The organism is Bradyrhizobium sp. STM 3562, from assembly GCF_045571435.1.
Taxonomy (GTDB): Bacteria; Pseudomonadota; Alphaproteobacteria; order Rhizobiales; family Xanthobacteraceae; genus Bradyrhizobium.
On record NZ_CP120694.1, the window covers coordinates 8,374,893 to 8,401,889 of the forward strand.

Sequence of the window (26,997 nt, forward strand, 5' to 3'; positions counted from 1 at the left end):
CTGGCAATCCGCCTTGAGCGATTGCGTTCTCGGCGCTAGCCTTAACGAATGGAAGTGGAAATCGCTCCGTCCCGTTCGGTTTTTGGCCCGCTCCGCGGCGTGTTCGGCACTTGCCGGAACGGCTTGCGTCACGCCGCCAAACTTGCGCTCGACATTGCGCTCCCGACGCTCTGCGTCGCTTGCCGCGAGCCGGTCGACGGCGAGGGCGTCTGCCCCGACTGCTGGGCGAAACTGTCCTTCATCGCACCGCCCTATTGTCCGCGGCTCGGCATTCCCTTCGTTTATGATCCCGGGCCCGACATGCTGTCGATGGAGGCGATCGCCGATCCGCCGGCCTATACCCGTGCCCGCGCGGCCGTGCGCTATGACGACGTGGCGCGCACGCTGGTCCACGCGCTGAAGTACCAGGACCGTACCGATCTTGCGCCGACGATGGGCCGCTGGATGGCGCGCGCCGGGCGCGAGCTCCTGGCCGGCGCCGACATGCTGATCCCGGTGCCGCTGCACTGGCGGCGCGCCTGGAGCCGACGCTACAATCAGTCCGGCGCGCTGGCGCGGGTCATCGCGCGTCAAAGCGGGGTGAAGCTGCGCGGCGACCTGTTGTTGCGGGTTCGGGCGACCGAGCAGCAGGTCGGCCTGTCCCGCGCGCAGCGGGCGAGCAATGTGCAGGGTGCATTCGAGGTATCGCCTGACCGGCGGCCGGAGATTGCCGGACGACGCGTGATCCTGGTGGATGACGTTCTCACCTCCGGCGCCACGCTGGATGCGTGCGCGCGGGCACTATTGCGCGCCAAAGCAGCGCAGGTGGATGTGCTGGTGTTTGCCCGGGTTGTGGACAGCCCTAAAGCTCCCATATAATTCACGAATCCGTAAAAGATCAGAGCGCGAGATGACCTCTGCTATCGAAATATACACCCGCCCGGGCTGCGGCTATTGCACCGCCGCCAAATCGCTGCTGACCCGGAAGAAGGCCGTCTTCACCGAATACGATATCGCCAAGGATCCGAGCTTCCGGCAAATGATGTATGACCGCGCCGGGGCGGGCTCGACCTTTCCGCAGATTTTCATCGGCAAAACCCATGTCGGCGGATGCGACGATCTTTACGCGCTCGACCGCGCCGGCCAACTCGACGCCCTTCTTGCGGGAGAAAAGGCCTCATCATGAGCGCTGACAACACCTTCACTGCCGCGATGGTGCAGATGCGGACCGGACTTCTGCCGGGGCCAAGTCTCGAGCAGGGCACGAAACTGATCAGACAGGCCGCCGCGCAAGGTGCCGACTATGTGCTCACGCCCGAGGTGAGCAACATGATGCAGTTGAACCGCAAGGCACTGTTCGAGCATCTTTCGAGCGAGCAGGATGATCCCTCGCTGAAGGCCTACCAGGCGCTCGCGGCCGAATTGAAGATCTATCTCCACATCGGCTCGCTCGCGCTGCGCTTCTCGCCGGAGAAGGCGGTCAACCGTTCCTTCCTGATCGCGCCCGACGGCAGGGTGCTCGCCAGCTACGACAAGATCCACATGTTCGACATCGATCTGCCGGGCGGCGAGAGCTACCGCGAGTCCGCCAATTACCAGCCTGGCGAGACCGCTGTCATTTCCGACCTGCCCTGGGGCCGCATCGGACTGACCATTTGCTACGACGTGCGCTTCCCCGCGCTCTACCGCGCGTTGGCCGAAAGCGGCGCCTCATTCATTACCGTTCCCTCCGCCTTCACCCGCAAGACGGGCGAAGCGCATTGGCATGTGCTGCTCCGCGCCCGTGCCATCGAGACCGGTTGTTTCGTGTTCGCGGCGGCGCAAGCCGGACTGCATGAGAACAAGCGCGAGACCTATGGCCATTCGCTGATCATCGATCCCTGGGGCGAGGTGCTCGCGGAAGCCGGTGTTGAGCCCGGCGTCATCATGGCCAAGATCGATCCATCGAAGGTCGAGACGGCGCGCAAGGCGGTGCCGTCGTTGCAGCACGGCCGCCGTTTCAGCGTCGCCGACCCCAAATCGGGACCGGAACATCTGCATCTGGTGCGAGGATCGGCATGATCCGTTATTCGCTCCGCTGTGAACGCGAGCACAATTTCGAAAGCTGGTTCCAGAGCTCTTCCGCCTTCGACTCTCAGGTGAAGCGCAAGCTCGTGAACTGCCCGATTTGCGGCTCCGACAAGGTCGAGAAGGCCATCATGGCACCGCGGATCGTCAGCAAGAAGGGCCGCGAGAGAGCGGCGCCCGTGCCTGTGCCTGCCGCGTCACCGGAAGCGGGTCCGGCAGCGCAAACCGCGCAGACCGCGCTGATGATGGCGCAGGAGCGGGAACTGCGGGCCAAGCTGAAGGAATTGCGCGACCACATCGTCAAGAACGCCGACAATGTCGGTGAACGCTTCCCGAACGAGGCGCGGAAAATGCATTACGGCGAGATCGAGCACCGCCCGATCTACGGCGAGGCCTCGCCCGACGAAGCGCGCGCCCTGATCGAGGAAGGCGTCGAAGTCTCCCCACTCCCGGTGCTGCCGGAAGACAGAAACTGACGCGACACTCTAGCGCGTCATTGCGAGCGGAGCGAAGCAATCCAGAGCTGCGCGTGACGCTCTGGATTGCTTCGTCGCTGACGCTCCTCGCAATGACAGCGTATAACGAAGCAAGGCCCCGCGCATGAGCCCGATCTCCTTCTCATCCTGGCAAATATGGGCGGTGCTTTCGGCCGTCTTTGCCGCGTTGACGGCGATCTTCGCCAAGGTCGGCGTCGAGGACATCAATTCCGATCTTGCCACCCTGATCCGGACCGTCATCGTCCTGATCGCGCTGTCGCTGATCCTTTATGCGACCGGGCGCCTCACGGATGCGGGTCCGATCTCGGCCAAGAGCTGGCTGTTTCTTCTGCTCTCGGGGCTCGGCACCGGCGCCTCCTGGCTGTGCTATTTCCGCGCGCTCAAGCTTGGGCCGGCAACGCTGGTCGCGCCGATCGACAAATTGAGCGTGGTGCTGGTGGCGCTGTTCGGCGTGGTGTTCCTGGGCGAGCGGCCCTCTGTCAATGGTTGGCTCGGAATCGCGCTGATCTCGGCCGGCGCGGTGCTGATCGCGTTCAGGCGCTGATCTTGGGAATGCGGAGCGAACTAACCCCACTGTCGTCCCTGCGAAAGCAGGGACCCATACCCCCAGGCGTGAGTTCGAGGCACGGGATTAAGCGACAAGGTCGCTCGCGCGCGATGGCTTCTTCGATTCGGTCATAAGATTCCACGTAGACAAGCCGAACCGTACTGCTTCACAAATAAAGAGCCCTTGCCGCTTCGGTGCTCTTCCAACCGTTTCGGCAAGGAATTTGTAACTCCAATGTACAATGTGCCGTGGCGCCGGCTGGCGAGGATGTAGACATGGTACATGCGTGCCCCCAGATCGGAATGGGCCGCCACTTATATCAGATAACTTCTGCCTGTGGTTATGGGTCCCTGCTTTCGCAGGGACGACAGTGTGCATGATTGCGGCAAACGCCCCCTCACACCATCTCTTCCGCAATCACCATGTAGTTCACGTCCATGTCGGTGGAGAGGCTCCATTTGTCGGCGAAGGGGCTGTAGACCACGCCACTTTCCTCTGTCACCACGAGGCGGTTGTCGAGCAGGTATTTCGCGAGCTCGTCGGGGGTCACGAACTTGTCCCATTGATGGGTGCCGCGCGGCAGCCAGCGCAGGACATATTCGGCGCCGACGATCGCGAGCGCAAAGCTCTTCCAGTTGCGGTTGATGGTTGAGATCACCATCAGCCCGCTGGGCTTGAGCATTGCGGCGCAGCGCTTGAGGAACAGGCTGACATCCGTGACATGCTCCACCACCTCCATCGCCAGCACGACGTCGAAGCGCTCGCGGACATCCATCTCCTCCACCGTCGTGCAGCGGTAGTCGATGGAGAGATGACCGCGGTCGGCGTGCAGCTTGGCGGCGGCGATGTTGGATGGCGAGGGATCGATGCCGATCACCTGGGCCCCGAGCCGGGAGAGCGGCTCGCACAATAGCCCCGCGCCGCATCCGATATCGAGGATGCGCAGGTCCGACAGACAGCTCAGGCTTCTGACGTTGCGGGAAAACTTCCGGCACGCGGCGTCGCGGATGTAGCCGAGCCGCAATGGGTTGATCTTGTGCAAGGGCGCCATCTTGCCCTTCGGATCCCACCATTCCTGCGACAGTCTCGAAAATTTGGCGACCTCGGCCGGATCGACGGTCGAGCCCGGTGCGCCTGGGGTGATGTTTGGGTCCTGCTGCATAGCCATTAATGAACTCTTCAAGCTCTCTATCGCGCGGTGATGGCGCTGCGAAACGCCAGCGGCGACGCGATCGTTCTGATTGTTTCCCTGCCCTCGCCGACGCCCATGATGGTCACGTCGCCGTAGTTGAAGATCCGACCCATGATGCTCTGATTGACATCGACGCTCTCGATCTTATCGAGCGCTATCTCGAAGGTGCGCCGCCTGATGAAGCCGGTTTTATGCACCACCCGCCGGTCGGTCACGTCGGTTTCCGTGGTGAAACGGTGGAACCAGGCCGTGAAGGTCCAATACAGCGCCACAAGCGCGACGACCGCGGCGGCCACAAGCGACACCAGCACGAGCCAATCGGCCGTGGCGGTCCGCCACGCGATCAAAAGCGCCAGCACCACGATCCAGGCGATGATGGCCGGCAGATAGAAGATCCAATGTGCGTTGGTGGAATAAAGGACCGTTTCGCCGGGCTGCAGGATCTGGTCGACATAACGCCCCATCAACTCGCCTCACCCTCACCTGGTCCGAACCTGCTGCCTACTCTTCGAGCCAGCCGCGGAGGAACCCGCTTGCCCCCAGCCGCGGGCCTATGTATAGCGCGTTTCGGTCCGGGTGCCTTCGCCTTTCGCGCCGGGCCGGTAACTTATCCTCTTGGAGAGTGTGCGCGTCGTCATGGGCCGCCTCGTGATGAAGTTCGGCGGCACGTCCGTCGCCAATATCGACCGTATCCGCAACGTCGCGCAGCATGTGAAGCGCGAGGTCGATGCCGGCCACGAAGTGGCCGTCGTGGTCTCCGCCATGGCCGGTAAAACCAACGAGCTCGTGGCGTGGTGCAGTGAGGCCTCACCGTTGCACGACGCCCGCGAATATGACGCGGTGGTCGCCTCCGGCGAGCAGGTCACCTCGGGGCTGCTCGCCATCGTCCTGCAAAACATGGGCATCCAGGCCCGCTCCTGGCAGGGCTGGCAAATTCCGATCGTGACCAGCGACGCACACGCCTCGGCGCGCATTCTCGATATTAACGGCTCCGAGCTGATCAGGCGCTTCCAGGAGCGCAAGGAGGTCGCCGTGATCGCGGGCTTCCAGGGGATCAACCCGCAGACGGGACGGATCACCACATTGGGGCGCGGGGGCTCCGATACCTCGGCGGTGGCGATCGCGGCCGCGATCAAGGCCGACCGCTGCGATATCTACACCGATGTCGACGGCGTCTATACCACCGACCCGCGCGTGGTTCCAAAGGCGCACCGGCTCGACAAGATCGCATTCGAGGACATGCTGGAGCTTGCCTCGCAGGGCGCGAAAGTGCTGCAGGTCCGCTCGGTGGAACTCGGCATGGTGCACAACATGCCAATCTTCGTCCGCTCCAGCTTCGACAAGCCAGAGGATATCGACCCGCACGGCACACCGCCGGGCACGCTGATCTGCAGCGAGGAGGAAATCATGGAAATGCACGTCGTCACCGGGATCGCCTTCTCCAAGGACGAGGCCCAGATTTCCGTGCGCCAGATCGAGGACAAGCCGGGCGTGGCGGCCGCGATCTTCGGCCCGCTGGCGGATGCCAATATCAATGTCGACATGATCGTGCAGAACGTGTCGGAAGACGGAAAGACCACCGATCTGACCTTCACGGTTCCGGCTGCTGACTATGTCCGCGCCCGCGACACCATCACCTCGGCCAAGGACCGAATCGGCTATGCGCGTTTCGACAGCGCGACCGACGTCGCCAAAGTATCCGTGATCGGCAGCGGCATGCGCAGCCATGCCGGCGTGGCGGCCAAGGCCTTCGCGGCGCTGGCCGCGCGCAACATCAACATACGCGCCATCACCACCTCCGAGATCAAATTCTCGGTTCTGATCGACGCCGCCTACACTGAGCTTGCCGTGCGCACGCTGCATACGCTCTACGGGCTCGATCAGGTCTAGAGTTTTTCCAGGTCGAGAAATATTTTTCTCCGGAGCGCGGTCCGAACAGCGGATACCGGTTTTGCGTTCGATCGCACTCCAGAACTAGCGGTTTGCGCATGATGTGATCGCCAAACCGCTCACGATTTGGCGGATCACGCGCTTAGCGCTCGCAGCATTCGCAAGCGGTGGTTTGCGGCCGCACTGGCAGGCGTTTTGCTTGGCAAAACAAGCCTCAATTCGCTATACGGCCATCACAGGATGGGCTGCGGCAAACTGTGCCGCAGTTTTCGCTATCCTGATTCGGCCCGTATATGGGCTGGACGGCGCCGAATGAATAAAACTGTTGTTTTTTGCGCGTTAAACGCCAGCTCCCGGCCACCCGCCGGGCTGGCTCGAAGGATGAGGACGAGAACACATGCGAAGCGCGTCGGGAGGTCCCCGCGTCCTTTTGAGACGGCTTCGCGAAACCATGGCGGAGCAGGTCAGCGCCCAGGAACGATTGGACAAGATCGTGGTGCTGATCGCTGCCAACATGGTGGCCGAGGTCTGCTCGGTCTATGTGCTGCGCATCGACAACACGCTCGAGCTCTACGCAACTGAAGGTCTTAACCGCGACGCCGTGCACCGCACGGTGTTGAGCGCGCATGAGGGCCTGGTCGGCCTGGTGGCGAGCGAGGCCACCCCGCTCAATCTGAGCGACGCCCAGAGCCATCCGGCGTTTTCGTTCCGCCCCGAGACCGGCGAAGAAATTTACCACTCCTTCCTCGGCGTGCCGATCCTGCGCGCCGGCAACACGCTGGGCGTGCTGGTGGTACAGAATCGCGCCAAGCGCACCTATGTCGAGGAGGAGGTCGAGGCGCTGCAGACCACCGCGATGGTGCTCGCCGAGATGATCGCTTCGGGCGAGTTGGCAGCGCTCGCTCAGCCCGGCGCCGAGCCGGCCGCGCGGCATTCGCTGCACAAGGTCGGCACGATCCTCTCCGACGGTATCGCGCTCGGCCATGTGGTGCTGCACGAGCCGCGCGTCGTCATCAACAACTACATTGCCGAAGACCTGCCGAAGGAGATCAAGCGGCTCGACGCGGCGCTGGCAAAACTGCGCGCCGATCTCGACCGGCTGCTCGAGCGCGGCGATGTCGCCGACGGCGGCGAGCACCGCGACGTGCTCGAAGCCTACCGGATGTTCGCCAACGACCAGGGCTGGTCGCACAAGCTGCACGAGGCGGTCGCCACCGGCCTGACCGCGGAAGCCGCGGTCGAACGCGTGCAATCGGATACCCGCGCGCGGATGCTGCGCTCCACGGATCCCTATTTGCGCGAACGGCTGCACGATCTGGAGGACCTGGGCTTCCGCCTGCTGCGGCAGCTCGTCGGGCAGGACCATGCGCCCTCGCGCGAGCAATTGCCCGACAATGCGATCCTGATCGCGCGCGCGATGGGACCCGCGGCGCTGCTCGACTACGATCGCAAGCGGCTGCGCGGGCTAGTGCTGGAGGAAGGCACCGCCAATTCGCATGTTTCGATCGTGGCGCGCGCGCTCGGCATTCCCGCCGTGGGTGAGGTGCCCAACGCACCTGGCATTGCCGACCCCGGCGATGCCATCATCGTCGACGGCACGTCGGGCTCGATCTATGTCCGTCCTTCCAGCGAGATCGAAGCGGCCTACGCGGAGCGGGTGCGTTTTCGCGCCCGGCGGCAGGCGCAATATCTGGCGCTGCGCGAAAGGCCCTGCGTCACCAAGGACGGCCAGCCGGTCGAATTGATGATCAATGCGGGGCTGACGATCGACCTGCCGCATATCGACGAGACCGGCAGCGCCGGCATCGGCCTGTTCCGCACCGAGTTGCAGTTCATGGTCTCGCCGAGCCTGCCGCGCTCGAGCGACCAGCTCGCGCTCTACCGCACGGTGCTGGACGCCGCGGGCTCAAAGCCGGTCACCTTCCGCACCCTCGACATCGGCGGCGACAAGGCGCTGCCCTATATGGAGACCGTGATCGAGGAGAATCCCGCGCTCGGCTGGCGCGCGATCCGGCTCGGGCTCGACCGGCCGGGGCTGCTGCGCGGCCAGATCCGCGCGCTGCTGCGCGCCGGCGGCGGGCGGGCGCTGCGCATCATGTTCCCGATGATCTCGGAGATCGCCGAGTTCGACGCCGCCAAAGCGATCGTCGAGCGCGAGCTGACCTATTTGCGTCAGCATGGCCACCCGCTGCCGGAGCGGATCGACGTCGGCACCATGATCGAGGTTCCGGCGCTGCTCTATCAGCTCGACGAGCTCCTGAGGCGGGTCGATTTCATCTCCGTCGGCTCGAACGATCTGTTCCAGTTCCTGTTCGCGGTCGACCGCGGCAATGCCAAGGTTTCCGAGCGGTTCGATACGCTCTCGGCGCCGATCCTGCGCGCGCTGCGCGACATCGTGCGCAAGGCGCAAGCCGCGAAGAAGAGCGCGTCGCTCTGCGGCGAGATGGCCTCCAAGCCGATCGGCGCGCTGGCGCTGATCGCGCTCGGCTACCGCTCGCTCTCGCTGTCGGCGACCGGCCACGGCCCGGTGAAAGCGATGATCCTCGAGCTCGACGCCAAGAAGGCCGAGGACATGCTCATGCCGCTCCTGGACGCACCTAGCGGCGCCATATCGATCCGCCAGAAGCTGATCGAATTTGCCGAAGCCGAGAAGCTGCCATTGTAGCGGGGCTGTTGCCGAGCACCCCGCAACTTCCCATTTCGTAGAGGATGCCTGTTGGTTGAATCAGCCCATCTGCAGACTCGGTGCACGCTCCCCAATGGGGAGACGTGAACGTTCCTTGTCGCGACGCTTCACTTAATCCCACGCCTTAATTCGAGACTACCGATGTCGAACCTGCCCGAGGCCAAATTGGACGTTCTGCTGGCGCATCATGCTGCGCTGGAGGCGGAACTGCTTGGCCAGGTCAATTCCGATAAATATGTGCAGATCACCCGCGAGCTCGCCGAGCTCAATCCCCTGATCGAGGCGGTGAAGGCCTATCGCGCCACCGTGAGGGAGCTTGCCGATGCCGAGGCGTTGATTGCCGATCCGGCGACGGATGCGGAGATGCGCGGCATGGCGGAAGCCGAGCTTGAAACGCTGACCGCGCGGCGCGGCGAGCTCGAGCAGGAAATCCGCGTCGCGCTGCTGCCCAAAGACGCCATGGACGACCGCAACGTGGTCCTGGAAATCCGTGCCGGCACCGGCGGCGACGAGGCGGCGCTGTTCGCCGGCGATCTCTTCCGCATGTATGAGCGCTTTGCAAGCCTGCAGGGCTGGAAGGTCGATGTGATCTCGGCCAGCGAAGGCACCATGGGCGGCTACAAGGAAATCATCGCCGAGGTGAAGGGCCGCGGCGCCTTCGCGAAACTGAAGTTCGAATCAGGCGTGCATCGCGTGCAGCGCGTGCCCGACACCGAGACGCAGGGGCGGATTCACACCTCGGCCGCGACCGTCGCGGTGCTGCCCGAGGTCGAGGATGTCGACGTCGATATCCGCAACGAGGACTTGAGGATCGAGACCATGCGCGCGCAGGGCGCCGGCGGCCAGCACGTCAACAAGACCGAGTCCGCGATCCGCATCACCCATATCCCGACGGGCATCGTGGTCAGCATGCAGGACAGCCGCTCGCAGCACAAGAACCGGGCCTCGGCCATGAATATCCTGCGCTCGCGGATCTATGATGCCGAACGCCAGCGCGTGGAGGCGGCGCGCTCGGCCGACCGCAAGGAGAAGGTCGGCTCCGGCGATCGCAGCGAGCGCATTCGCACCTATAATTTTCCGCAAGGTCGGGTCACCGATCACCGCATCAACCTGACGCTCTACAAACTGCCGCAGGTGATGGCGGGCGAAGCCTTGGGCGAGTTGATCGATGCGTTGACGACGGAGCATCAAGCCGCCCAGCTTGCCGCGCAAGGCGCGGCGGCGTGAGGTCGGCGCCAGCAGCGGGCATTGAATGAACGCTTCCCTCGCGGGCCAAACCGTCGAAGCTGCACGTCGCGCCCTCGCTGCACGTTTGAGGGCCGCGAACATCGACTCCGCCGATCTCGATGCGCGCATGTTATTGGGCGCGGTTCTGAAGCTCGAGCTCACCGGCCTGATCACATCTGCGGCGCAGCAGCTTACGCAACAGGAAGCAGAACGGCTTGAGGCCTTTGCGGAGCGCAGGATCGGCGGCGAGCCGGTCGCACGTATTCTCGGCGAGAAGGAATTTTGGGGCCTGCGGCTAAAGCTCGCACCGGAAACGCTGGTGCCGCGGCCGGACACCGAGACCGTGGTCGAGCTTGCCCTGCAGATGCTGCCGGCGCCGGCGCCCGAGCGCGCCTTGCGCATTCTCGACATCGGCACCGGATCCGGCGCGATTTTGTTGGCAGTGGTTTCGGAACGGCCCGACGCCTTCGGTGTTGGCACCGATATCAGCGAGGGCGCGCTGAAGGCTGCAAGAAGCAATGCTGCCGCATTAGGTCTTCTGTCGCGGGCCGCGTTCCTGGCGTGCGATTATGCGGCGGCTTTGGGCGCGCCATTCGATCTCGTCGTATCGAACCCGCCCTATATTCCTTCTGCTGATATTGCGGGTCTTGGCGCGGAGGTGCGCGAGCACGATCCGCGTCAAGCGCTGGATGGCGGCGCCGATGGGCTTAACGCTTACCGCGCCCTCATCCCGGACGCAGCGCGCCTTTTACGCGCAGGAGGCGCGCTGGTGGTGGAGGCGGGATATGGCCAAAGCGGCCCGATTGAAGGATTGATGGCGAGGGCAGGGCTGGCCGTCCACGAGCCCCCCAAGATGGACTTAGCAGGTATTCCCAGAGCGGTTGGAGGCCGAAAAATACCTAGATAAAGCCGGATTGGGACGCAAAAAGCTCTTGGAATATTGCCCGGGAGCGACTACGTTCCAGTCAGCACATCGGCGCAGGCCCCGTAGATATACGGGCAAAACCAGGGTTCAGGGCGACAGCCGCGCCGATTGAAGGTTCCAAACGCAGGTTGATTTGAGCGCGACAGCCAAGAGCGCTGCGCCGCTTGCGACCGCAAAGCGAACGAAAGCCTGATTGCGCTTGACGACTTACGCAAGAAAACTGGGCTTGTTTTGGCAGGCTTAACTTAAGTGTTTCGCTAGCGACCGAAGCGCTGGCGGGTGGGGACGCGTCTTTGTTGAGCGCGATGGTCGACAAAATCGGCACGGATGGGAGTTGGATCCCACTTTGGTGCGTTTGAAGCACGCGCCCCGGATCGACCGAGACTGACACACGACACCTCAAAGACTTCTAACTTAGGGCTGGAATAAAGGCAGGACATGAGAAACGGTCAGAACAACAAGCGGATGCGCAACCGCGGCAACAACAATAATAATCGGCGCGGCCAAAACCCCCTGACCAGGGTGTTCGAGTCCAACGGACCCGATATCAAGATCCGCGGCACGGCATCTCACATCGCCGAGAAATATCTGCAGCTCGCGCGCGATGCGCGTTCATCCGGCGACCCGGTCGCGGCCGAAAATTACTATCAGCACGCCGAGCATTATTTCCGGCTGATTGCCGCGGCCCAGGAGCAATTCCGGCAGAACCAGCCGCAGCAGCCGCGCAACACCGACGAGATCATGACCGAGGACGGCGAGGACGACGGCGAGAATTTCTCGAGCTTCGGCCAGGAGCCGGGCTTCGTCCCGGTGCAGCAGCAGCCTCAACCTTACCTGCGGGACCGCGACCGCGATGGCGGCCAGCGCGAGCAGCCGCGCGACGGCCAGCCCTATCAGCGCGATCGCGAGCAGCCGCGTGAACATCGCGAGCGCGAGCATCGTCCGCAGCCGCAATATCAACCGCAGCCGCAACCCCAGCCCGTGATCGCCGACAATGGCGGCGGTGTCGATCGGCTACCCTCATTCATCACCGGCCCGCAGCCGCAGATCAATGGCACGGATGGCTTTGAGCGTGGCGGCGAGCGCTATCCGCGGCGTCGGCGCCGGCCTCATGGCCCGCGGTCCGACGGCGGCGGCATGGCACAGCCGCAGCAGGCTGGCCCCAGCGAAGATATCAATCCGGGCAACGAATAAAGCCCGGTCCTCCGCTCTCGCCGTCCGGCCAAACGAACAGGTCCGCGCCCAGCGCGGACCAATGACCGGCTCCGCGCGAGCTCCCCATACCACGTGATGCTTCAAGGTGCTCTGGTCGTCGCCCCTCGCAAGAACGACGCCTGTGGCTATGGATCCTGGGCTGCCCCGGGACGACGGCTTGGATTGGGTTTACGCGTGGCCCGGCGTCGCCGTCGACGACGGCACCAACACCGGCTTGAGCGCCGGAATCAGCCGCGTCCGTTCGCGACGTGCGGGGATCACGCGATAGACCTGCTTGGTGGCTTCCACGATGTGTACGCCTGCGAATGGCAGCGATAGCGCCGCGCCTGCGCGCTCCCACACCAGCGCCGAACGCAGGAACCAGCCTCCCGCAACCGGCGGCATGAACAGTGCCTCGCCCCAGGCGGTCGGCGTGAACCAGGTCTGCCGCAACAACTCGGTGATCTGTGAACGCGAATAGGGCCGGCCGTGACCGAACGGCGTGTTGTCGGTGCGCGTCCACACCCCGCGCCGGTTTGGAATCACCGCGATCACGCGCCCCGACGGCGCCAGCACGCGCCAGACCTCGCGCAAGAGACCGGCGGGATCGTCGGCCATTTCCAGCGCATGGACCAACAGGATACGGTCGACCGCGGCATCCGGCAGCGGCAACGAGAACTCATCCACCAGGGCCGCCAGCGTCGGGCGCGCGGTCGGCCATTTCAGGACGCCCTGCGCCGCCGGCATGAAAGCGATACAGCGTTCGCTGTCTTCACGAAAAAGTCCCAGATAGGGCGTCGGATAGCCGATGCCCAGCACGCGTTGGCCTTCCGCACTGGGCCAGCGCATCCGGATGCCGCGATTGATCAATTGCCGCGCCACGATGCCCAGTCGCTGCGAATAGAAGTCGCGCAGGTCGATGACGTCCATGCTCATGACACTAATTTAACACGTTCACCGCTTCCGGGACGCGCAGAATATGGCATTGCCGCATCAGCGTTAACGCCATATCTCTGGGCGATATGCCGCAAGTGCTCGATAAGGGATAGAGAAATCATGGCCGCCGAGATTCGTGTCTTCACCTGTTTAACCGACAATTTCGGCTATCTGATCCATGACGATGCGAGCGGCGCCACGGCCTCGATCGACGCGCCGGAAGCCGGCCCGATCATCAAGGCGCTGGAGCGTGAGGGCTGGACGCTTACCGACATCCTGATCACCCATCACCACGGCGATCATGTCGGCGGCGTGGCCGAGCTGAAGCAGCGCTATGGCTGCCGCGTCGTTGCGCCGCATGACAAGACGACCAAGATCGCCAACGTCGATCTGCGCGTCGCCAATGCCGACGTGGTCAAGGTCGGCAACCTCCTGGCCCGGGTGCTGGAGACGCCGGGCCATACGCTCGATCACGTTTCCTATGTCTTCGACAACGACAAGGCGCTGTTTGCCGCCGACACATTGTTCTCCATCGGCTGCGGGCGCGTGTTCGAAGGCAATTATCCCATGATGTGGGACTCGCTGTTGAAGCTGCGGGCGCTGCCCGACGATTTCAAGCTCTATTGCGGCCACGAATACACCGCTTCCAACATCAAATTCGCGCTCACGGTCGAGCCGGACAATCCGGCCCTGAAGGCGCGCGCCGAGGAGGTGACGCGGCTGCGCGCCGACGGCAAGCCGACCATTCCCGTGCTGCTCGGCGAGGAGAAGAAAGCCAATGTTTTCCTGCGCGCCGACGATCCCGCCGTTGCGGCAAGGCTGCATATGAAGGGGGCGAACGCGGCCGAGGTGTTCGGTGAGTTGCGTGAACGCAAGAACAAGTCCTGATGCCAGACCCATTATCCGCAGCCGATATCATCGCGCGTCTTGAATTAAGACCACATCCCGAAGGCGGACATTATCGCGAGACGTTTCGCGATTCGCGGGCCGACGCGCAGGGCCGCGCCTGCTCGACCGCGATCTATTTTCTGCTGGCACGCGGCGAGATCTCGCAGTGGCACCGGATCGATGCGGTCGAGATCTGGCACTATTACGCCGGCAGTCCGCTGACGCTGCGCATCGCCCACGACGGCTGCGCGACGCATACGGTGCGGCTCGGGTCAGACGTCGCAGCCGGCGAACGGCCGCAAGCGATCGTGCCGGCTTCGGCCTGGCAGACCGCCGAGAGTACGGGCGACTGGACGCTGGTCGGATGCACTGTTGCACCCGGGTTCGAATTCGCCCAATTCGAGATGGCGCCTAAGGGATGGGAGCCGAGCTAGTTCCGTCGTTCCGGGACGCTCGCCTTGCGGGCGAACCCGGAATGACGGTCAACCGCGTTTTCGCAGCATATCCTTTGCCGCGATGAGGCCGCCGCCGGCGATCAGGATCGCGGCAAGCGCCAGATTGACGCTCGGCTTGGCGAAGCCAGCGACGATGAGAAACGCCGTCGACAGCAGCGGCGTCGCATAGGAGGCGGCGCCCAGCACGCGGATGTCGCCGCGTTTCATGCCGATGTCCCAGGCATAGAATGCGGCGCCGACCGGCGCGACGCCAAGACCGATCACGGCACACCACTGCAGCAGGGTTTCCGGCCAGACCGTCACTTCGACGGCCAAGTGCACCAGCGCCGCCAGCACTGCGGTCGCCAGGCAGAAGCCGGCGACTGCATCGGTGGGCACCGCTTTCAGCTTGCGCGACATCACCGAATAGGATGCCCAGACAAAGGCCGCGACGAAGGCGGCCACGAGGCCCGGCACCTGGCCGGGCGCGAAGCCGCCGGTGCTGCCGGAGAGCAAGAGCACGGTGCCGGCAAGTCCGAGCAGCGCGCCGATGACGTGATGCGGCGCCAGTCGCTCGCCCGGCAACAACGAGGAGAACAGCACGATGAGGAGCGGCCAAAGGTAATTCAGCAGCCCCGCTTCCGCCGGCGGCGCAAAGCGCAGCGCGAGAAAATACAGCGCGTGATAGCCGAACAGCCCGCCGACGCCGACAGCCCAGGCGAGCCACGGTTGCATCAAGGCACGGACGGCATTGGGTCTTCCGATCCAGGTCAGCGAGCCCACCAGTGCGCCAATCGCAAACGTCATTGCGGCGAGCTGAAATGCCGGGATCCTGCCGGTCGCGACCGTCATCACCGCGAGCATCGACCACATCAGGATCGCGGTGAGGCCGATTAAAGTGGCGGTGCGGGAGGACATGGCGTCATTGCGAGTGAAGCGAAGCAATCCATGTACGCCTCATAGCGAATCTGGATTGCTTCGTCGCTAGCGCTCGTCGCAATGACAGTCAAATAGTCACGCCATGTATTGGCCGCCATTGATGGTCAGTGTCGAGCCGGTGATGGCGCCCGCTTCGTCGGCGGCGAGGAACACCACCCCGCGCGCGATCTCTTCCGGCTCGCCGAGACGGCCGATCGGAATCAGCGGCAGCACGGATTTCTCCAAAACATCCTTCGGCACCGCCTGCACCATCTCGGTGTTGATATAGCCCGGACAGATCGCGTTCACGGTGACGCCGGCCTTGGCATTTTCCAGCGCGAGCGCCTTGGTGAATCCGACCTCGCCGGCCTTCGCCGCGGAATAGTTGCACTGGCCGAACTGCCCCTTCTGGCCGTTGATCGAGGAGATGTTGATGACGCGACCGAACTTGCGGGCGCGCATGCCCTCGATGACCTGGCGCGTCATGTTGAAGAGCGAGCCGAGATTGGTGTTGATCACCGCGCTCCAATGCTCGAGCGACATCTTGTGGAAGGCGCCGTCGCGGGTGATGCCGGCATTGTTGACCAGGACGTCGATCGGACCGAGATCCGCCTCGACCTTCTTGACGCCCTCGGCGCAAGCGTCAAACGAGCTGACGTCCCATTTGTAGACAGGAATGCCGGTCTCTGTCTTGAACTTCTCGGCGGCGGCGTCATTGCCGGCATAATTGGCGGCAACCTTGTAGCCTGCAGCTTTCAGTGCCTTGCAGATCGCGGCACCAATGCCCCGCGTACCTCCCGTGACCAACGCAACACGTGCCATGTCGAATCCTTCCCTCGCTCCGTTTCCTCACGCGCGCTTTGCGAACAGCGCTTTTTATGTAACGCCGAATTATGCGAGCCGTTTGACCAACATCAAGACAAAACGCCCGGCATCGTGCCGGGCGTTTTTCTTTAATTCAGAACTGTGCGGCTGCGAAGGTGATTTAATTCGCAGGCGCTGAACTTTTTTTGAGCGCGTGCAGCGCACTCAACCGCGCTCGACGCACATCGCGATGCCCATGCCGCCACCGATGCACAATGTGGCGAGACCCTTCTTGGCGTCACGCTTCTGCATTTCATGCAACAGCGTGACCAGGACGCGCCCGCCCGATGCGCCGATCGGATGACCGAGGGCGATCGCGCCGCCATTGACATTCACCTTCGACGTGTCCCAACCGAGGTCCTTGTTGACCGCGCAGGCCTGCGCCGCGAAGGCCTCGTTGGCTTCGATCAGGTCGAGGTCGGCGATGTTCCAGCCGGCCTTCTTCAACGCCGCGCGCGAAGCGGGGATCGGGCCCGTTCCCATGATCTTGGGATCGACGCCGGCCTGAGCCCAGGACACGATGCGGGCGATCGGCGTCTTGCCTTCCTTCGCCGCCTGCTTGGCGGTCATCAGCACCACCGCCGCGGCGCCGTCATTGATGCCCGAAGCGGAGCCGGCCGTCACCGTGCCATCCTTCTCGAAGGCGGGCTTGAGCTTGGCCATGGCATCCAGCGTCGCGCCATGGCGCGGATATTCATCGGTGTCGACGATGACGTCGCCCTTGCGGGTCTTGACCGTCACCGGCACGATCTCGTCCTTGAACCTGCCGGCCTTCTGCGCGGCCTCCGCCTTGTGCTGCGAGGAAACCGCGAACTCGTCCTGCTGCGCGCGGGTGATCTGGTACTGGCGCGCGACGTTCTCGGCGGTGTTGCCCATGTGATACCCGTTGAAGGCATCCCAGAGGCCGTCCTTGATCATGGTATCGACCAGTTCGAGCCCGCCCATCTTGACGCCGCCACGCAGGTGCTGCGCGTGCGGAGCCATGCTCATCGATTCCTGGCCGCCGGCGACCACGATGTCGGAATCGCCGTTCATCAGCGCCTGATAACCCAAGGCGACCGAGCGCAGACCCGAACCGCACAATTGATTGACGCCCCAGGCCGGACTTTCCACCGGGATGCCGGCGGCGATCGAGGCCTGACGGGCCGGATTCTGGCCCTGCGCCGCGGTGAGGATCTGCCCCATGATCACTTCCGACACGCGCGCCGGATCAACGCCCGCGCGCTCCAGGGCGGCCTTGATGGCGACAGCGCCGAGATCATGGGCCGGCAGCGTGGCAAACGCACCATTGAAGCTTCCAACGGGGGTGCGGGCGGCGCTGACGATGACGACATCGTCTGACATGGGCATCTCCTAACGACTTTGGGTTGGGGCTGAGGGTCTTTGCAATGCGGCGAGCGACCGGAATTGGCGCACCACTTTGTCTAGCCCGCATCCTGTTAACGTCGTTGAGGCATGTCAACGGGGGCTGCCCGAAATCGGATCGCACTGCATTCAAATTGGCTCGCACGAGCATCGCCGGTACCATCGCCGGGATCCGGGAAGCCTTGGAAATGCGGGCTTTTGCGCACTTTGCTGCAGCGCGACAAATCTCTTCGCAAGCCATGCTGCGCAGCGCGAAATGCTCGTCGATTAACCGTGCTGCACAAAACGGTAGCGCAAAGCTGTTGAAAGTGCTTACTTTGTTGCGATGCGTAGCTCGTAAGCCCTGCGGCGACGCCGTCGGGTTCCCCCGTCCTCTGGTGCGAAGTGTGAGCCATGGCGAAATCAGACCAACCCACAACCATCAAGAAGTACGCTAACCGCCGGCTCTATAATACCGGCACCAGCACCTATGTGACGCTGGAGGATCTCGCGGCCATGGTGAAGAACGGCGAGGACTTCCTCGTCTACGACGCCAAGACCGGCGATGACATCACCCGCTCGGTGCTCGCGCAGATCATCTTCGAGCAGGAAAACAAAGCGGGGCAGAATCTTTTGCCCACCACTTTCCTGCGCCAACTCATCCGCTTCTATGGCGACAGCATGCAGATGGTGGTGCCGAAATATCTGGAGCAATCCATCGACACGCTGACGCGCGAGCAGGAAAAGTTTCGCAAGCAGCTTGCGAGCACCTTGAGCGGCACACCTTTCGCGCCGCTCGAGGAGCAGGTTCGCCGCAACATGGAGCTGTTCCAGCAAACCTTCTCGATGTTCAAGCCGTTCACCCGTCCCCCGACGGCTGAGGCGGAGAAATCGGCCGAGCCGCCGCCGAGCGAGGAAGAGAGCAGCAACATCGATGAGCTGCGCCGCCAGATGAAGGAAATGCAGGAGCGGCTCGATCGCATGTCGAAAGAGCCCGCTGCGAAAGAGACAAAAAAGGAAGAGTGACTCGCTCTGGCGATGTTGTTTGCTGTAGTCCCGGCGAAAGCCGGGACCCATACCGCGGAATCTATCCGTGGACTCGTCTGTAGATGACCTTCGTAACAACACAGGCCTGTGGTTATGGGTCTCGGGTCGCGCTTCGCTTGCCCGGGACGCCGGCGGAAAGAACTGGCTACCCCGCCGCAGGCAACGCCTGCTCGTTCTTCTGCCAAGTCCGCTGCGGCGAAGCCAGCCCGATCAGCCGGCCCTGGATGTAATCGCAGCCCCAGTCGCGCAGCATGCCGGCTGCCGTCTCATCCTGCACCCATTCGGCGACCGTCTTAATCTTCAGCCGTCGCGAAAGATCAATCAGCGTCTGCACGAAGGCGCGGTCGTCGGCCGATGTCGCGATGTTCTGCACGAAGGCACCGTCGATCTTCACGATGTCGACGGCGAGCTTGCGCAAGTTGCGGAACGAGGTGTAGCCGGCGCCGAAATCGTCGATCGCGATCCGGCTGCCGAGATTCTTCAAGCGGGTGACGAAGCCGCGCAGACCGTCGATGTCCTGGATCGCGACCGTTTCGGTGATCTCGACGATCAGCCGCTCGGCAGCGCCGGGATGGGCGCGCATCAGCGACTCGATCGAAGCCCACCAGTCGGAGTCCATCGTGGTCTCGGGCGAGATGTTGAGGCTGAGCGAGACGTGCGGCGCGGCGGCGAGTTCGGCAACGACGAGTTCGAGCACGCGATGATCGACCAGCCGGATCAGACCGAGCCGCTCGGCGACCGGGACGATATCAGGCGCGAGCAGCATCTTGCCGCCTTCCTGCTCCATCCGGACCAAACATTCGTAGAACGCGGGCTTGCGCGCATGCGCCTCCACCACCGGCTCAAAGGCAAGCGCGATCCGCCGTTCATTCAACGCGGTGACGATCTCGTCGGTGACGCGGATGTTGACGCGGCGCTGGGCCTCGCGCTCGACATTCGGGCGCCAGGCGGCGAACGAGGCGGCGTGGCGGCGCTTGGCACCATCGAGCGTCTCATGGGCGCGGTTGATCGCCTCCTCGGGCGAACGTGCATAGCGCGGGACGCTGACCGCGCCGATGGACGCAGTGACCGAGACCGGGCCTAGCCTGGTCGGCACCACCTCGTCGCGGACCGCGGCGAGAAACCGCTCGGCGGCGACCGTCATGTCGTCCTGCGTACAGTTCTTCAGGATCAGACCGAACTTGTTGCCGGAAAAACGTCCCAGCACGTCGCCGCCGCGCAGCCGCGCACGGACGCGCTTGGCCACTTCCGCAATCACGCCGTCCGCAACATCGAACCCGAACGCATCGTTGATGCGCGCCAGGTGATCGATGCCGATCAGCATGAATGCGCAGGAGGAACGGTAGCGTTGCGCTTCCTCGATGGTTTCTGCCAGCGCCGCGATCAGATGGGTACGATTGAGCTCGCCCGTCAGCGCGTCGTTGCGCGACAGTTTCAAAAGCTGTTCTTCGGCCGCATGGCGCTCGTTATTGATGCGCACAACGCCTTGGGCGCGCGCCGGCCGGCCGTCGGGACCGGCGAACCAGCAGCCGGTCTCCTCGATCCAGACCGGCTGCGCGGCCGTCGACGCGCGCACCGCATATTCGATCCTGTAGGGCACACCGTTGGCACCATGAGCCGCCGGCGACAGATGCAGCGCATCGCTGCGGATCGAGCGCTGCGGTTCGATCAGCTTGGCGAACGCGGCGCCGCTGGCAAGCGAGGCGGGCGCAAGATCCGGGAACACCGCGCCGACATGATCGCTCCAGCGGATGGCATCGGTCGCGATGTCCCAGACAAACGCCGCCTGCCCAAGCGAGGCCAGGATGGTCGAGGTTGGCAGTGGTGTCACGTTCGCCTCGTTCCGGGACAGGAGCGTTGATTCTTAACGCGCGAGGATAGGCCCTGTTTGATGCCGACGGTAAGTAAAGTTGATAAAGAATTTACAAACCATGTCTGATCGGCGTGGAAACCCGACGCGGTCCGGCGGCATAATCCTTGCGAATTCGTAAATCGCAGGGACGGCAACGTCCCAAAACGCGACAGCTCAGGGACGTCAGTTTGCGATGTCGAGTACCGCCCAAGCCAAGTTGATGATCTCTGACGGGCAGGCCGGCAGTCCGAAATCCAGTTCGGGCGCGCTTGTACCGCTCCCCGAGCGCGCGCGCTGGTCGCGCCGGCCGAAACTTCCTCCGCCCGATCCAAGCTTTGTCGCGCAGCTCATCGCCAATGCCGAGCGGTTTTCGCACGCCCGCAGCTCTCCTGGCGAAAGCGCGGACGCGATCTCCGCCTATCGCGCGCACCAGCAGCGCCCTTGCGACGCCGGGCGTCTCACGCGGCAGACGATCTGAGGAATTGGCGCATGATCCGGAAGCGTGTGCTGCGCTCTTCCGAAAAGATCATGCGCAAACGAGCCCCGAGGCGGGGGATGAGGCCACTGCGCCTTAGCGCTGCGGCGCTTCTGGTGTGCCCTCGGCGCCGCTGTTGGGCTGGAGCGCGGGCGACCGTGGCTCGGCCGTATCAGCCGCCGGCGGCGCAGCGTGGGGTCCGGAATGATCGGCAAGGACGGATTCGGCAACAGCGGCGGCTGGCGGCTGCGGCGTAGCCGGCGGGGCGTTCGGCGCAGCAGCAGTTGCTGGTGGCGGCGCGGCAGGCGCGGGCTCGACACGCGGTTCTGCCGCCGCGGCTTCCTCGCGCCTGGCCCGGCCGCGACGGGGAGCTTCCTCGACCGTCACATAACGCAACGACCTGCGCGCGCGCAGCGCGATGCCCGACACGAAATCCACGAACGCCAACAGCACCAGCAGGAAGTAGGTCGAGCTGGCGAATTTCGGCCACAGCACAAATTCGGCCGTGGCGGCGCCGAACACCACCAGCGACAGCAGGTGATCCATCAGGTATTTCGCGCCCGGCCGCGCACCCTTGATCACCTCGAGCAGCAGCAGGACCATGCCCAGAGCGATCAGAATGTCGCTGAGCGTGACCGGCCACACGGCACCCGACGGCAGCGTCAGTGTGAACAGCGCCTCCGTAAAGGAGACGTCGCGCATCAGGAAGACGACGATGTTGTAGACCGCGAGCGGAATCAGAAGAAGCGGAAAACCGACCATGGAATCGGCGAGGCCTGCTTTGAGAACCGGATCATCCCCGGGGCGAAGCGCCATTCGTTCGCCACCGGGACCAATCCTACCGCATTCATTGGCCTGGTTGGGGCAAGCGCAAGCTTGCCCGCCTGGCGCCCAACCGAAGTCAGGATTCTTTCTTCTTCAGCACCTGCCGGCCCTTATACATGCCGGTCTTCAGGTCGAGGTGGTGCGGGCGACGGAGTTCGCCGGAATCCTTGTCCTCGACATAAGTGGGCTTCTTCAACGCATCCGCCGAGCGGCGCATGCCACGCCGCGAGGGCGAAGTTTTTCGTCTGGGAACGGCCATGTCGGTGTCCTCTGGGTATCGGTGTTAGGTGTCGGTGTCCTCTAGGGATGTCTCTTGATGCCGGCGTCCGCGAGGGGACGCAGTTTGGCGCGCAAAAATACCGCGCAAGCCGAATACCGGATCAGGTGCGCGCTTATAGAGGATCGGGGGGCGCAAAGCTAGGGTATCGGAGCGCAAAAATGCACCAAAACCGCCCAAACACTAGCGATTTTCGGCCCAGCAACGCCTGATCCTCTCGGCCCGGGCCATGTAGGTTCCGGCCAGGCGGCGCACGAGCGGCGACGGGTTGCGGGCGCTGCGCTTGACCGGATTAGGCAGGATCGCCGCCAGGAGCGCCGCCTCCCGCGCGGAGAGCTCGCCCGCCGAACGGCCAAAGGCGTAAGCGGCACCGGCCTCGGCGCCGAACTGGCCCGCGGGGCCCAATTCCGCGATGTTCAGATAAATCTCCAGAATGCGCTGTTTCGTCAGCACAAAATCGATCCACATCGCCAAGGGGAACTCCAGCACCTTGCGGATCACATCGGGGATGGGCGCGAGAAACAGGTTCTTGGCGACCTGCTGGGTGATGGTGGACGCGCCGCGCAGCTCCCCTCCCTCCTGGGCGTCGTCGATGACCTCGCGCAAGGCGCCCCAATCGATGCCGTGATGCCTGCAGAAATGTGCATCCTCCGCCGCAACCACCGCGCGCGGCAGGTCGGGCGATATTGCCGCGATGTCCATCCACTGCCTTTTGACCGGTGCGCCCTTGAGCGACCGCCACGCCATCAGCGCCGAAACGGGATGGCCGACGCGATAAAATGGCGCCAGGACATAGGGCACCAGCGCAAGCGCGATCACGACCAGGAGCAGAGTTCGAAAGAGGCGCAAATTAACTGTTTCTGGTTGGAGACAAAGACGAATTGCGGAGGGATCGCCCCGGACGAACAGGCTATCTGCCTGACAGGTCCGGCTTTTTTTCAAGCACTTTTAAGGCGTTGACCTGCACGCAGCGCAATTGACGAAGCGCGCAGCATAAAGGATTGTCCGGCCAAATTTGACCCTGGAGCTTTCCTTGATGACCGGTACGGCCCTCACCGACTTTACGAAACGACTGGATAAGACCGCGGAGGACACCGAAGCGCTGCTTTCCACGCTGCTGTCGGATACCGTGCTGGCCGATGAGATCGCGCGCCCGAAGCGGCTGGTCGATGCCATGCGTTATTCGAGCCTTAACGGTGGAAAGCGCTTGCGGCCCTTTCTGGTTGTGGAAAGCGCGGCCGTATTTTCCGTTCCGCGCGAGGCGGCGCTGCTCGCGGGCGCCGCGCTGGAATGCATCCACTGCTATTCCCTGATCCATGACGATTTGCCGGCGATGGACAACAGCGATCTGCGCCGCGGCCGGCCCACCCTGCACAAGGCCTATGACGACGCCACCGCCATCCTCGCGGGCGATGCGCTGCTCACCATCGCCTTCGACATCATCACGCGCGACGAGATTCACCGCGAGCCGGCAGTGCGGCTGGCGCTGACGCGCGCGCTGGCACGCGCCTCCGGCGTCGGCGGCATGGCCGGCGGCCAGATGCTGGATCTGGCCGGCGAGGGGCGGTTCGGCGATCGCGGGCCGGTCGATGTCGCGCGCGTGCAGCAGATGAAGACCGGCGCGCTCTTGCGCTTCGGCTGCATCGCGGGCGCGATCCTTGGCCAGGCGACGCAAGCCGAATACAAGGCGCTCGACGATTTCGGCCGTGCGCTCGGCGAAGCCTTCCAGATCGCCGATGACCTGCTCGATGTCGAAGGCGATGCGGCGACGCTGGGTAAGCCCGCCGGCGCGGACGCCGAGCTCGGCAAGACCACCTTCGTGACGCAGCTCGGCATTGAAGGCGCCAAGCAACGCGTGCGCGATCTGCTCGCGCGGGGCGACGCGGCGCTGTCGATCTTCGGTGCCAGGGCCGATGTGCTGCGGGCCGCAGCGCACTTCGTCGCCGAACGCAAGAACTAGCAGTGGCGAAATCGCCATGGAAGCTGACGATCCCATTCTTGTCCGCTTCCGAAGGTTGTGGCTCCCGGCGCGCGTGGTTTACGCGCGCCCGCGCACCTTCATCGCGATCGCGATCGGCATCATTGGCTTCTTTCTCTTGCCGGCCTCGCTGCGGCTGATCACGCGCCTGCTCGTCGCCTGGGACGTCTTCGTCGCGTTCTATCTGCTGCTGGTCTACAGCATGATGCTGCGCAGCGAGCACCGCCATATCCGCCGCGACGCGGTGCTGCAGGACGATGGGCGCTTCGTGATCCTGATGGTGGCCGCCCTCGGCGCCTTCGCCAGCATCGCCGCAATCGTCTCCGAGCTCGGCGCCTCCCATCGCGACGTTCTTGAGCTTGCCCTCGCCACTGGCACGATCGCGCTGTCCTGGGCGGCGGTGCACACGACCTTCGCGCTGCATTATGCCCATGCCTATTACCGCGGCCACAAGCCGGGCGGGCTGCAATTCCCGAGCGGCGACCAACAGGAGCACGCCGACTACTGGGACTTCGTCTATTTCTCCTTCGTCATTGGTATGACCGCGCAGGTCTCCGATGTCGGGATCACCGATAAGACCATCCGCCGCACCGCGACCGCGCACGGAATCGTCTCGTTCATCTACAACACCGCCCTGCTCGCACTGATGGTCAACATCGCGGCAAGTGCGATTGCGGGGTGAAGGTCCCTCCTCCGTCATTCCGGGGGGGTGCGTTAGCACGAACCCGGAACCTCGAGATTGCGGGTTCGGTGCGTCGCATCGCCCCGCAATGACGCTCGACGGCGACCGACAAATTTCGTCACTGTCGCCGCCGGTTCGGGCTTTGCCTCTGACAAAATTCCGTTCAAGATTTGCAGCCAGCGAATTGCCGAAGGGAGAGCCAAGTGAGCTATGGCCAGAGCTATGACCGCTCCAGCGTCGAAGCCGTCGTCCAAGGCTATTTCGACGCGCTTTATGAGGGTGATGCCGACAAGCTGGGCGCGATATTCCACCCCAGCGCCGACCTGCGCTGGGTCGAAAAGGGCGAGCTGAAGGTCTTGACGGTGCCCGACTGGCTGGCCTGGGTGCGCAAGCGCCCCTCCGCCAAGGCCGAGGGCAAGCCGCGTGACGACTTCATCGTCACCATCGATCGCTCCGACGAATCCACCGCCTTCGTCAAGGTGCGCTGCCAATTGCCGCCGCGCTACTTCACCGACTATCTGGTGGCGATGAAGCTCGCGGACGGCTGGCAGATCGTCTCGAAATCCTATCGCTACGATCTGCGGGAGTGATCGCGGCGGCGTAGGCTGGTTGAGCAGGAATCGACGGCATTGACGTCGACGGCGCTTCCGGACGAAGTGGTCTTGCCATGGAAGCGACATTCCAGATTTTCCTGATCCTGCTCGCGGTGCTCGCGGGCGCCTCGCTTCTGGCGCGGCGCACCGACATCGCACCGGCGATCCTGCTGCTGCTCGCCGGGATCGCGCTGGCCTTCGTGCCCGGCATGCCGCAGATCGAGCTGCCGCCGGAGCTCGTGCTTCTGGTGGTGCTGCCGCCGCTGATCTATTCCGCCAGCGTCGCCATGAGCTGGCGCGAGTTCAAATACAATCTGCGCCCCATCATCCTGCTCGCGGTCGGCTGCGTGATCTTTACCGCGGCCGCGGTCGCGACTGCCGTGCACTACCTGATCGGCATGCCTTGGGACGTCGGCTTCCTGCTCGGCGCCATCGTCGCGCCGCCCGACGTGGTGGCGCCGCTCGCGGTCGCCCGCAAGCTCAACATCCCCCGCCGCATCCTGGTGGTGCTCGAGGGCGAGGGCCTTGCCAATGATTCGACCGCCCTGATCCTCTATCGTTTTGCGGTGGTGGCGATTGTGAGCGGAACGTTCTCGCTGTCGAAAGCGACCGGCGAGTTCGCCGCCATCGTCGCCTGCGAGATTGCTTTCGGCATCGGCGTCGGCTGGCTCAGCCTGCGCGCGCGCCAATACGCACGCGATCCGCAGATCGAGATCACGCTCTCGCTGCTCACGCCCTATGTCGCCTATTGGATACCGCATTATGTCGGCGGCTCCGGCGTGATCGCAACCGTCGCCTGCGGTCTGTATACAAGCTGGAACGGGCCGCTCCTGATTTCCTCCGCGACGCGCCTGCAGGGCATCTTCTTCTGGGACCTCGTGATCTATGTCATCGAGGGCCTTTTGTTCCTGCTTACCGGGTTTCAGATGCGCTCGCTGTTCGAGCGATCGAAGGCGTTCCCGCTCTATGACATCCTGTTCGCGACCGCGGTCGTCATCGTCATTGTGGTCGTCGCCCGTTTTGTCTGGGTCTATCCGGCGACCTATCTGCCGCGATGGTTGAGCAAATCCTTGCGCAGGCGCGATCCCTCGCCGCCCTGGCAATGGGTCTTCATCCTGTCGTTCGCGGGCGTACGCGGCGCGGTCTCGCTGGCGGCCGCCCTGGCGCTGCCGCTTGTGCTCGACAATGGGCAGGACTTCCCGTTTCGCGACCTCATTCTGTTCGTCGCCTTCGGCGTCATCCTGATCACGCTGGTCGGAATGGGGCTTGGGCTGCCCGGCGTTGTGCGCTGGCTCGGGGTGGCGGATGCCGGCCGCTCGGAACATATCGCGGAGCACGAATCCGAGATCGCGGCGCGGCGCGAAGCACTGGAGGCGGCGCTCAAGTCTCTCAACAGCTTCGCCGAGGATCGCGAATTGTCCGACGAAGTCGTCAGGCTGTTGCGCGCGCGGCATGAGATCCGCGTCAATCAGTTGCCGGAATCCCTTGATCCCGACAAGCACGACATCTCGGCGAAGGGCACCGAACTGACCCGCGAGCTGATCTCGGTGGAGCGGAAATTCATCCACATGCTGCTGCGCGAAGGCCGGATCACCGACGAGACGCGCCGGCGCATTGAGCGCGATCTGGATTTGGAAGAGGCCAGCCTCGCCAACCGGGAATATCGCGGGCCGTTGTGAG

28 protein-coding genes and 1 pseudogene are annotated in these 26,997 nt (G+C 63.8%); 18 read left to right on the plus strand and 11 right to left on the minus strand.

All coding sequences use genetic code 11. The features are described from left to right. The first annotated feature begins 48 nt into the window (after positions 1 to 48). The 5 genes and pseudogenes from P6U23_RS38670 to P6U23_RS38690 all read left to right on the plus strand — a co-directional run. Positions 49 to 858, plus strand: a complete 810-nt coding sequence (locus P6U23_RS38670) for a ComF family protein (protein WP_407177516.1) — start codon at positions 49 to 51, stop codon at positions 856 to 858. A 31-nt stretch (positions 859 to 889) separates the two neighbouring features. After that, on the plus strand, positions 890 to 1,165 hold the full coding sequence (gene grxC, locus P6U23_RS38675) for a glutaredoxin 3 (RefSeq protein ID WP_407177517.1): 276 nt from the start codon (positions 890 to 892) through the stop codon (positions 1,163 to 1,165). Continuing rightward, complete coding sequence (locus P6U23_RS38680; RefSeq protein WP_407177518.1) at positions 1,162 to 2,040, plus strand: carbon-nitrogen hydrolase family protein; 879 nt, start codon at positions 1,162 to 1,164, stop codon at positions 2,038 to 2,040. Before grxC ends, P6U23_RS38680 begins: the two co-directional genes overlap by 4 nt. After that, a complete protein-coding gene (locus tag P6U23_RS38685; protein ID WP_407177519.1) occupies positions 2,037 to 2,522 on the plus strand; it encodes a DUF1178 family protein in 486 nt (161 codons plus the stop codon). Before P6U23_RS38680 ends, P6U23_RS38685 begins: the two co-directional genes overlap by 4 nt. 193 nt (positions 2,523 to 2,715) lie before the next feature. Then, positions 2,716 to 3,087: pseudogene (locus P6U23_RS38690) on the plus strand (EamA family transporter); the annotation flags it as partial. Positions 3,088 to 3,218: 131 nt separating this feature from the next. On the opposite strand, the gene P6U23_RS38695 reads toward P6U23_RS38690, so the two are convergent. From P6U23_RS38695 to P6U23_RS38705, 3 genes are all read right to left on the minus strand, one after another. Continuing rightward, positions 3,219 to 3,374, minus strand: coding sequence for a GIY-YIG nuclease family protein (locus P6U23_RS38695; protein WP_407177520.1), 156 nt, complete (start codon positions 3,372 to 3,374; stop codon positions 3,219 to 3,221). Between the two features lie 113 nt (positions 3,375 to 3,487). Continuing rightward, a complete protein-coding gene (gene ubiG, locus P6U23_RS38700; protein WP_407177521.1) occupies positions 3,488 to 4,258 on the minus strand; it encodes a bifunctional 2-polyprenyl-6-hydroxyphenol methylase/3-demethylubiquinol 3-O-methyltransferase UbiG in 771 nt (256 codons plus the stop codon). A 20-nt stretch (positions 4,259 to 4,278) separates the two neighbouring features. Further along, complete coding sequence (locus P6U23_RS38705) at positions 4,279 to 4,746, minus strand: PH domain-containing protein (RefSeq protein WP_407177522.1); 468 nt, start codon at positions 4,744 to 4,746, stop codon at positions 4,279 to 4,281. A 172-nt stretch (positions 4,747 to 4,918) separates the two neighbouring features. Here P6U23_RS38705 and P6U23_RS38710 point away from each other — a divergent pair, with 172 nt between their 5' ends. From P6U23_RS38710 to P6U23_RS38730, 5 genes are all read left to right on the plus strand, one after another. Next, complete coding sequence (locus tag P6U23_RS38710; RefSeq protein ID WP_407181724.1) at positions 4,919 to 6,172, plus strand: aspartate kinase; 1,254 nt, start codon at positions 4,919 to 4,921, stop codon at positions 6,170 to 6,172. Between the two features lie 397 nt (positions 6,173 to 6,569). Beyond that, the gene (gene ptsP, locus P6U23_RS38715; RefSeq protein ID WP_407177523.1) at positions 6,570 to 8,837 is read left to right on the plus strand and encodes a phosphoenolpyruvate--protein phosphotransferase; all 2,268 of its coding nucleotides are present in this window, start codon (positions 6,570 to 6,572) and stop codon (positions 8,835 to 8,837) included. Positions 8,838 to 8,999: 162 nt separating this feature from the next. Then, positions 9,000 to 10,085, plus strand: a complete 1,086-nt coding sequence (prfA, locus tag P6U23_RS38720; RefSeq protein ID WP_407177524.1) for a peptide chain release factor 1 — start codon at positions 9,000 to 9,002, stop codon at positions 10,083 to 10,085. A 25-nt stretch (positions 10,086 to 10,110) separates the two neighbouring features. Next, on the plus strand, positions 10,111 to 10,992 hold the full coding sequence (gene prmC, locus P6U23_RS38725) for a peptide chain release factor N(5)-glutamine methyltransferase (RefSeq protein WP_407177525.1): 882 nt from the start codon (positions 10,111 to 10,113) through the stop codon (positions 10,990 to 10,992). A gap of 456 nt (positions 10,993 to 11,448) precedes the next feature. Continuing rightward, the gene (locus P6U23_RS38730) at positions 11,449 to 12,204 is read left to right on the plus strand and encodes a DUF4167 domain-containing protein (RefSeq protein ID WP_407177526.1); all 756 of its coding nucleotides are present in this window, start codon (positions 11,449 to 11,451) and stop codon (positions 12,202 to 12,204) included. A 189-nt stretch (positions 12,205 to 12,393) separates the two neighbouring features. Here the strand turns inward: P6U23_RS38730 and P6U23_RS38735 are convergent, their stop codons facing one another. Continuing rightward, the gene (locus P6U23_RS38735) at positions 12,394 to 13,134 is read right to left on the minus strand and encodes a methyltransferase domain-containing protein (RefSeq protein WP_407181725.1); all 741 of its coding nucleotides are present in this window, start codon (positions 13,132 to 13,134) and stop codon (positions 12,394 to 12,396) included. 126 nt (positions 13,135 to 13,260) lie between these two features. Between P6U23_RS38735 and gloB the strand changes: the two genes are divergently transcribed. Further along, positions 13,261 to 14,028 (plus strand): hydroxyacylglutathione hydrolase, encoded by a 768-nt coding sequence (gene gloB, locus P6U23_RS38740; protein ID WP_407177527.1) that lies wholly within the window; start codon positions 13,261 to 13,263, stop codon positions 14,026 to 14,028. Further along, a complete protein-coding gene (locus P6U23_RS38745; protein ID WP_407177528.1) occupies positions 14,028 to 14,462 on the plus strand; it encodes a cupin domain-containing protein in 435 nt (144 codons plus the stop codon). Before gloB ends, P6U23_RS38745 begins: the two co-directional genes overlap by 1 nt. A 48-nt stretch (positions 14,463 to 14,510) precedes the next feature. Here the strand turns inward: P6U23_RS38745 and P6U23_RS38750 are convergent, their stop codons facing one another. The 3 genes from P6U23_RS38750 to P6U23_RS38760 all read right to left on the minus strand — a co-directional run bounded on the left by P6U23_RS38750 (position 14,511) and on the right by P6U23_RS38760 (position 17,588). Beyond that, positions 14,511 to 15,380, minus strand: coding sequence for a DMT family transporter (locus P6U23_RS38750; RefSeq protein ID WP_407177529.1), 870 nt, complete (start codon positions 15,378 to 15,380; stop codon positions 14,511 to 14,513). Between the two features lie 96 nt (positions 15,381 to 15,476). Further along, positions 15,477 to 16,202: an acetoacetyl-CoA reductase gene (gene phbB, locus P6U23_RS38755; protein WP_407177530.1), complete on the minus strand. Its 726-nt coding sequence runs from the start codon at positions 16,200 to 16,202 to the stop codon at positions 15,477 to 15,479. Positions 16,203 to 16,409: 207 nt separating this feature from the next. After that, positions 16,410 to 17,588 (minus strand): acetyl-CoA C-acetyltransferase, encoded by a 1,179-nt coding sequence (locus P6U23_RS38760; RefSeq protein ID WP_407177531.1) that lies wholly within the window; start codon positions 17,586 to 17,588, stop codon positions 16,410 to 16,412. A gap of 414 nt (positions 17,589 to 18,002) precedes the next feature. Between P6U23_RS38760 and phaR the strand changes: the two genes are divergently transcribed. Then, the gene (phaR, locus tag P6U23_RS38765; RefSeq protein WP_407177532.1) at positions 18,003 to 18,614 is read left to right on the plus strand and encodes a polyhydroxyalkanoate synthesis repressor PhaR; all 612 of its coding nucleotides are present in this window, start codon (positions 18,003 to 18,005) and stop codon (positions 18,612 to 18,614) included. A 166-nt stretch (positions 18,615 to 18,780) separates the two neighbouring features. Here the strand turns inward: phaR and P6U23_RS38770 are convergent, their stop codons facing one another. Then, entirely contained in the window at positions 18,781 to 20,466 is a 1,686-nt protein-coding gene (locus P6U23_RS38770) for a putative bifunctional diguanylate cyclase/phosphodiesterase (protein WP_407177533.1), read from the minus strand. Between the two features lie 214 nt (positions 20,467 to 20,680). Here P6U23_RS38770 and P6U23_RS38775 point away from each other — a divergent pair, with 214 nt between their 5' ends. Continuing rightward, the gene (locus P6U23_RS38775) at positions 20,681 to 20,965 is read left to right on the plus strand and encodes a hypothetical protein (RefSeq protein ID WP_407177534.1); all 285 of its coding nucleotides are present in this window, start codon (positions 20,681 to 20,683) and stop codon (positions 20,963 to 20,965) included. 93 nt (positions 20,966 to 21,058) lie between these two features. Here the strand turns inward: P6U23_RS38775 and P6U23_RS38780 are convergent, their stop codons facing one another. From P6U23_RS38780 to mtgA, 3 genes are all read right to left on the minus strand, one after another. Beyond that, on the minus strand, positions 21,059 to 21,724 hold the full coding sequence (locus P6U23_RS38780; RefSeq protein WP_407181726.1) for a hypothetical protein: 666 nt from the start codon (positions 21,722 to 21,724) through the stop codon (positions 21,059 to 21,061). Between the two features lie 139 nt (positions 21,725 to 21,863). After that, the gene (gene rpmF, locus P6U23_RS38785) at positions 21,864 to 22,046 is read right to left on the minus strand and encodes a 50S ribosomal protein L32 (protein WP_024509484.1); all 183 of its coding nucleotides are present in this window, start codon (positions 22,044 to 22,046) and stop codon (positions 21,864 to 21,866) included. A 201-nt stretch (positions 22,047 to 22,247) separates the two neighbouring features. Further along, positions 22,248 to 22,913 carry a monofunctional biosynthetic peptidoglycan transglycosylase gene (gene mtgA, locus P6U23_RS38790; protein ID WP_407177535.1) on the minus strand — a complete coding sequence of 222 codons (666 nt, stop codon included), beginning with the start codon at positions 22,911 to 22,913 and terminating at the stop codon, positions 22,248 to 22,250. A 187-nt stretch (positions 22,914 to 23,100) separates the two neighbouring features. Between mtgA and P6U23_RS38795 the strand changes: the two genes are divergently transcribed. From P6U23_RS38795 to P6U23_RS38810, 4 genes are all read left to right on the plus strand, one after another. Next, positions 23,101 to 24,024 carry a polyprenyl synthetase family protein gene (locus P6U23_RS38795; RefSeq protein WP_407177536.1) on the plus strand — a complete coding sequence of 308 codons (924 nt, stop codon included), beginning with the start codon at positions 23,101 to 23,103 and terminating at the stop codon, positions 24,022 to 24,024. A 16-nt stretch (positions 24,025 to 24,040) separates the two neighbouring features. Beyond that, on the plus strand, positions 24,041 to 24,724 hold the full coding sequence (locus tag P6U23_RS38800) for a DUF1345 domain-containing protein (RefSeq protein ID WP_407177537.1): 684 nt from the start codon (positions 24,041 to 24,043) through the stop codon (positions 24,722 to 24,724). Positions 24,725 to 24,927: 203 nt separating this feature from the next. After that, on the plus strand, positions 24,928 to 25,314 hold the full coding sequence (locus P6U23_RS38805) for a nuclear transport factor 2 family protein (protein WP_024509480.1): 387 nt from the start codon (positions 24,928 to 24,930) through the stop codon (positions 25,312 to 25,314). A 77-nt stretch (positions 25,315 to 25,391) separates the two neighbouring features. After that, a complete protein-coding gene (locus tag P6U23_RS38810; protein WP_407177538.1) occupies positions 25,392 to 26,996 on the plus strand; it encodes a Na+/H+ antiporter in 1,605 nt (534 codons plus the stop codon). Position 26,997 lies beyond the last annotated feature (1 nt).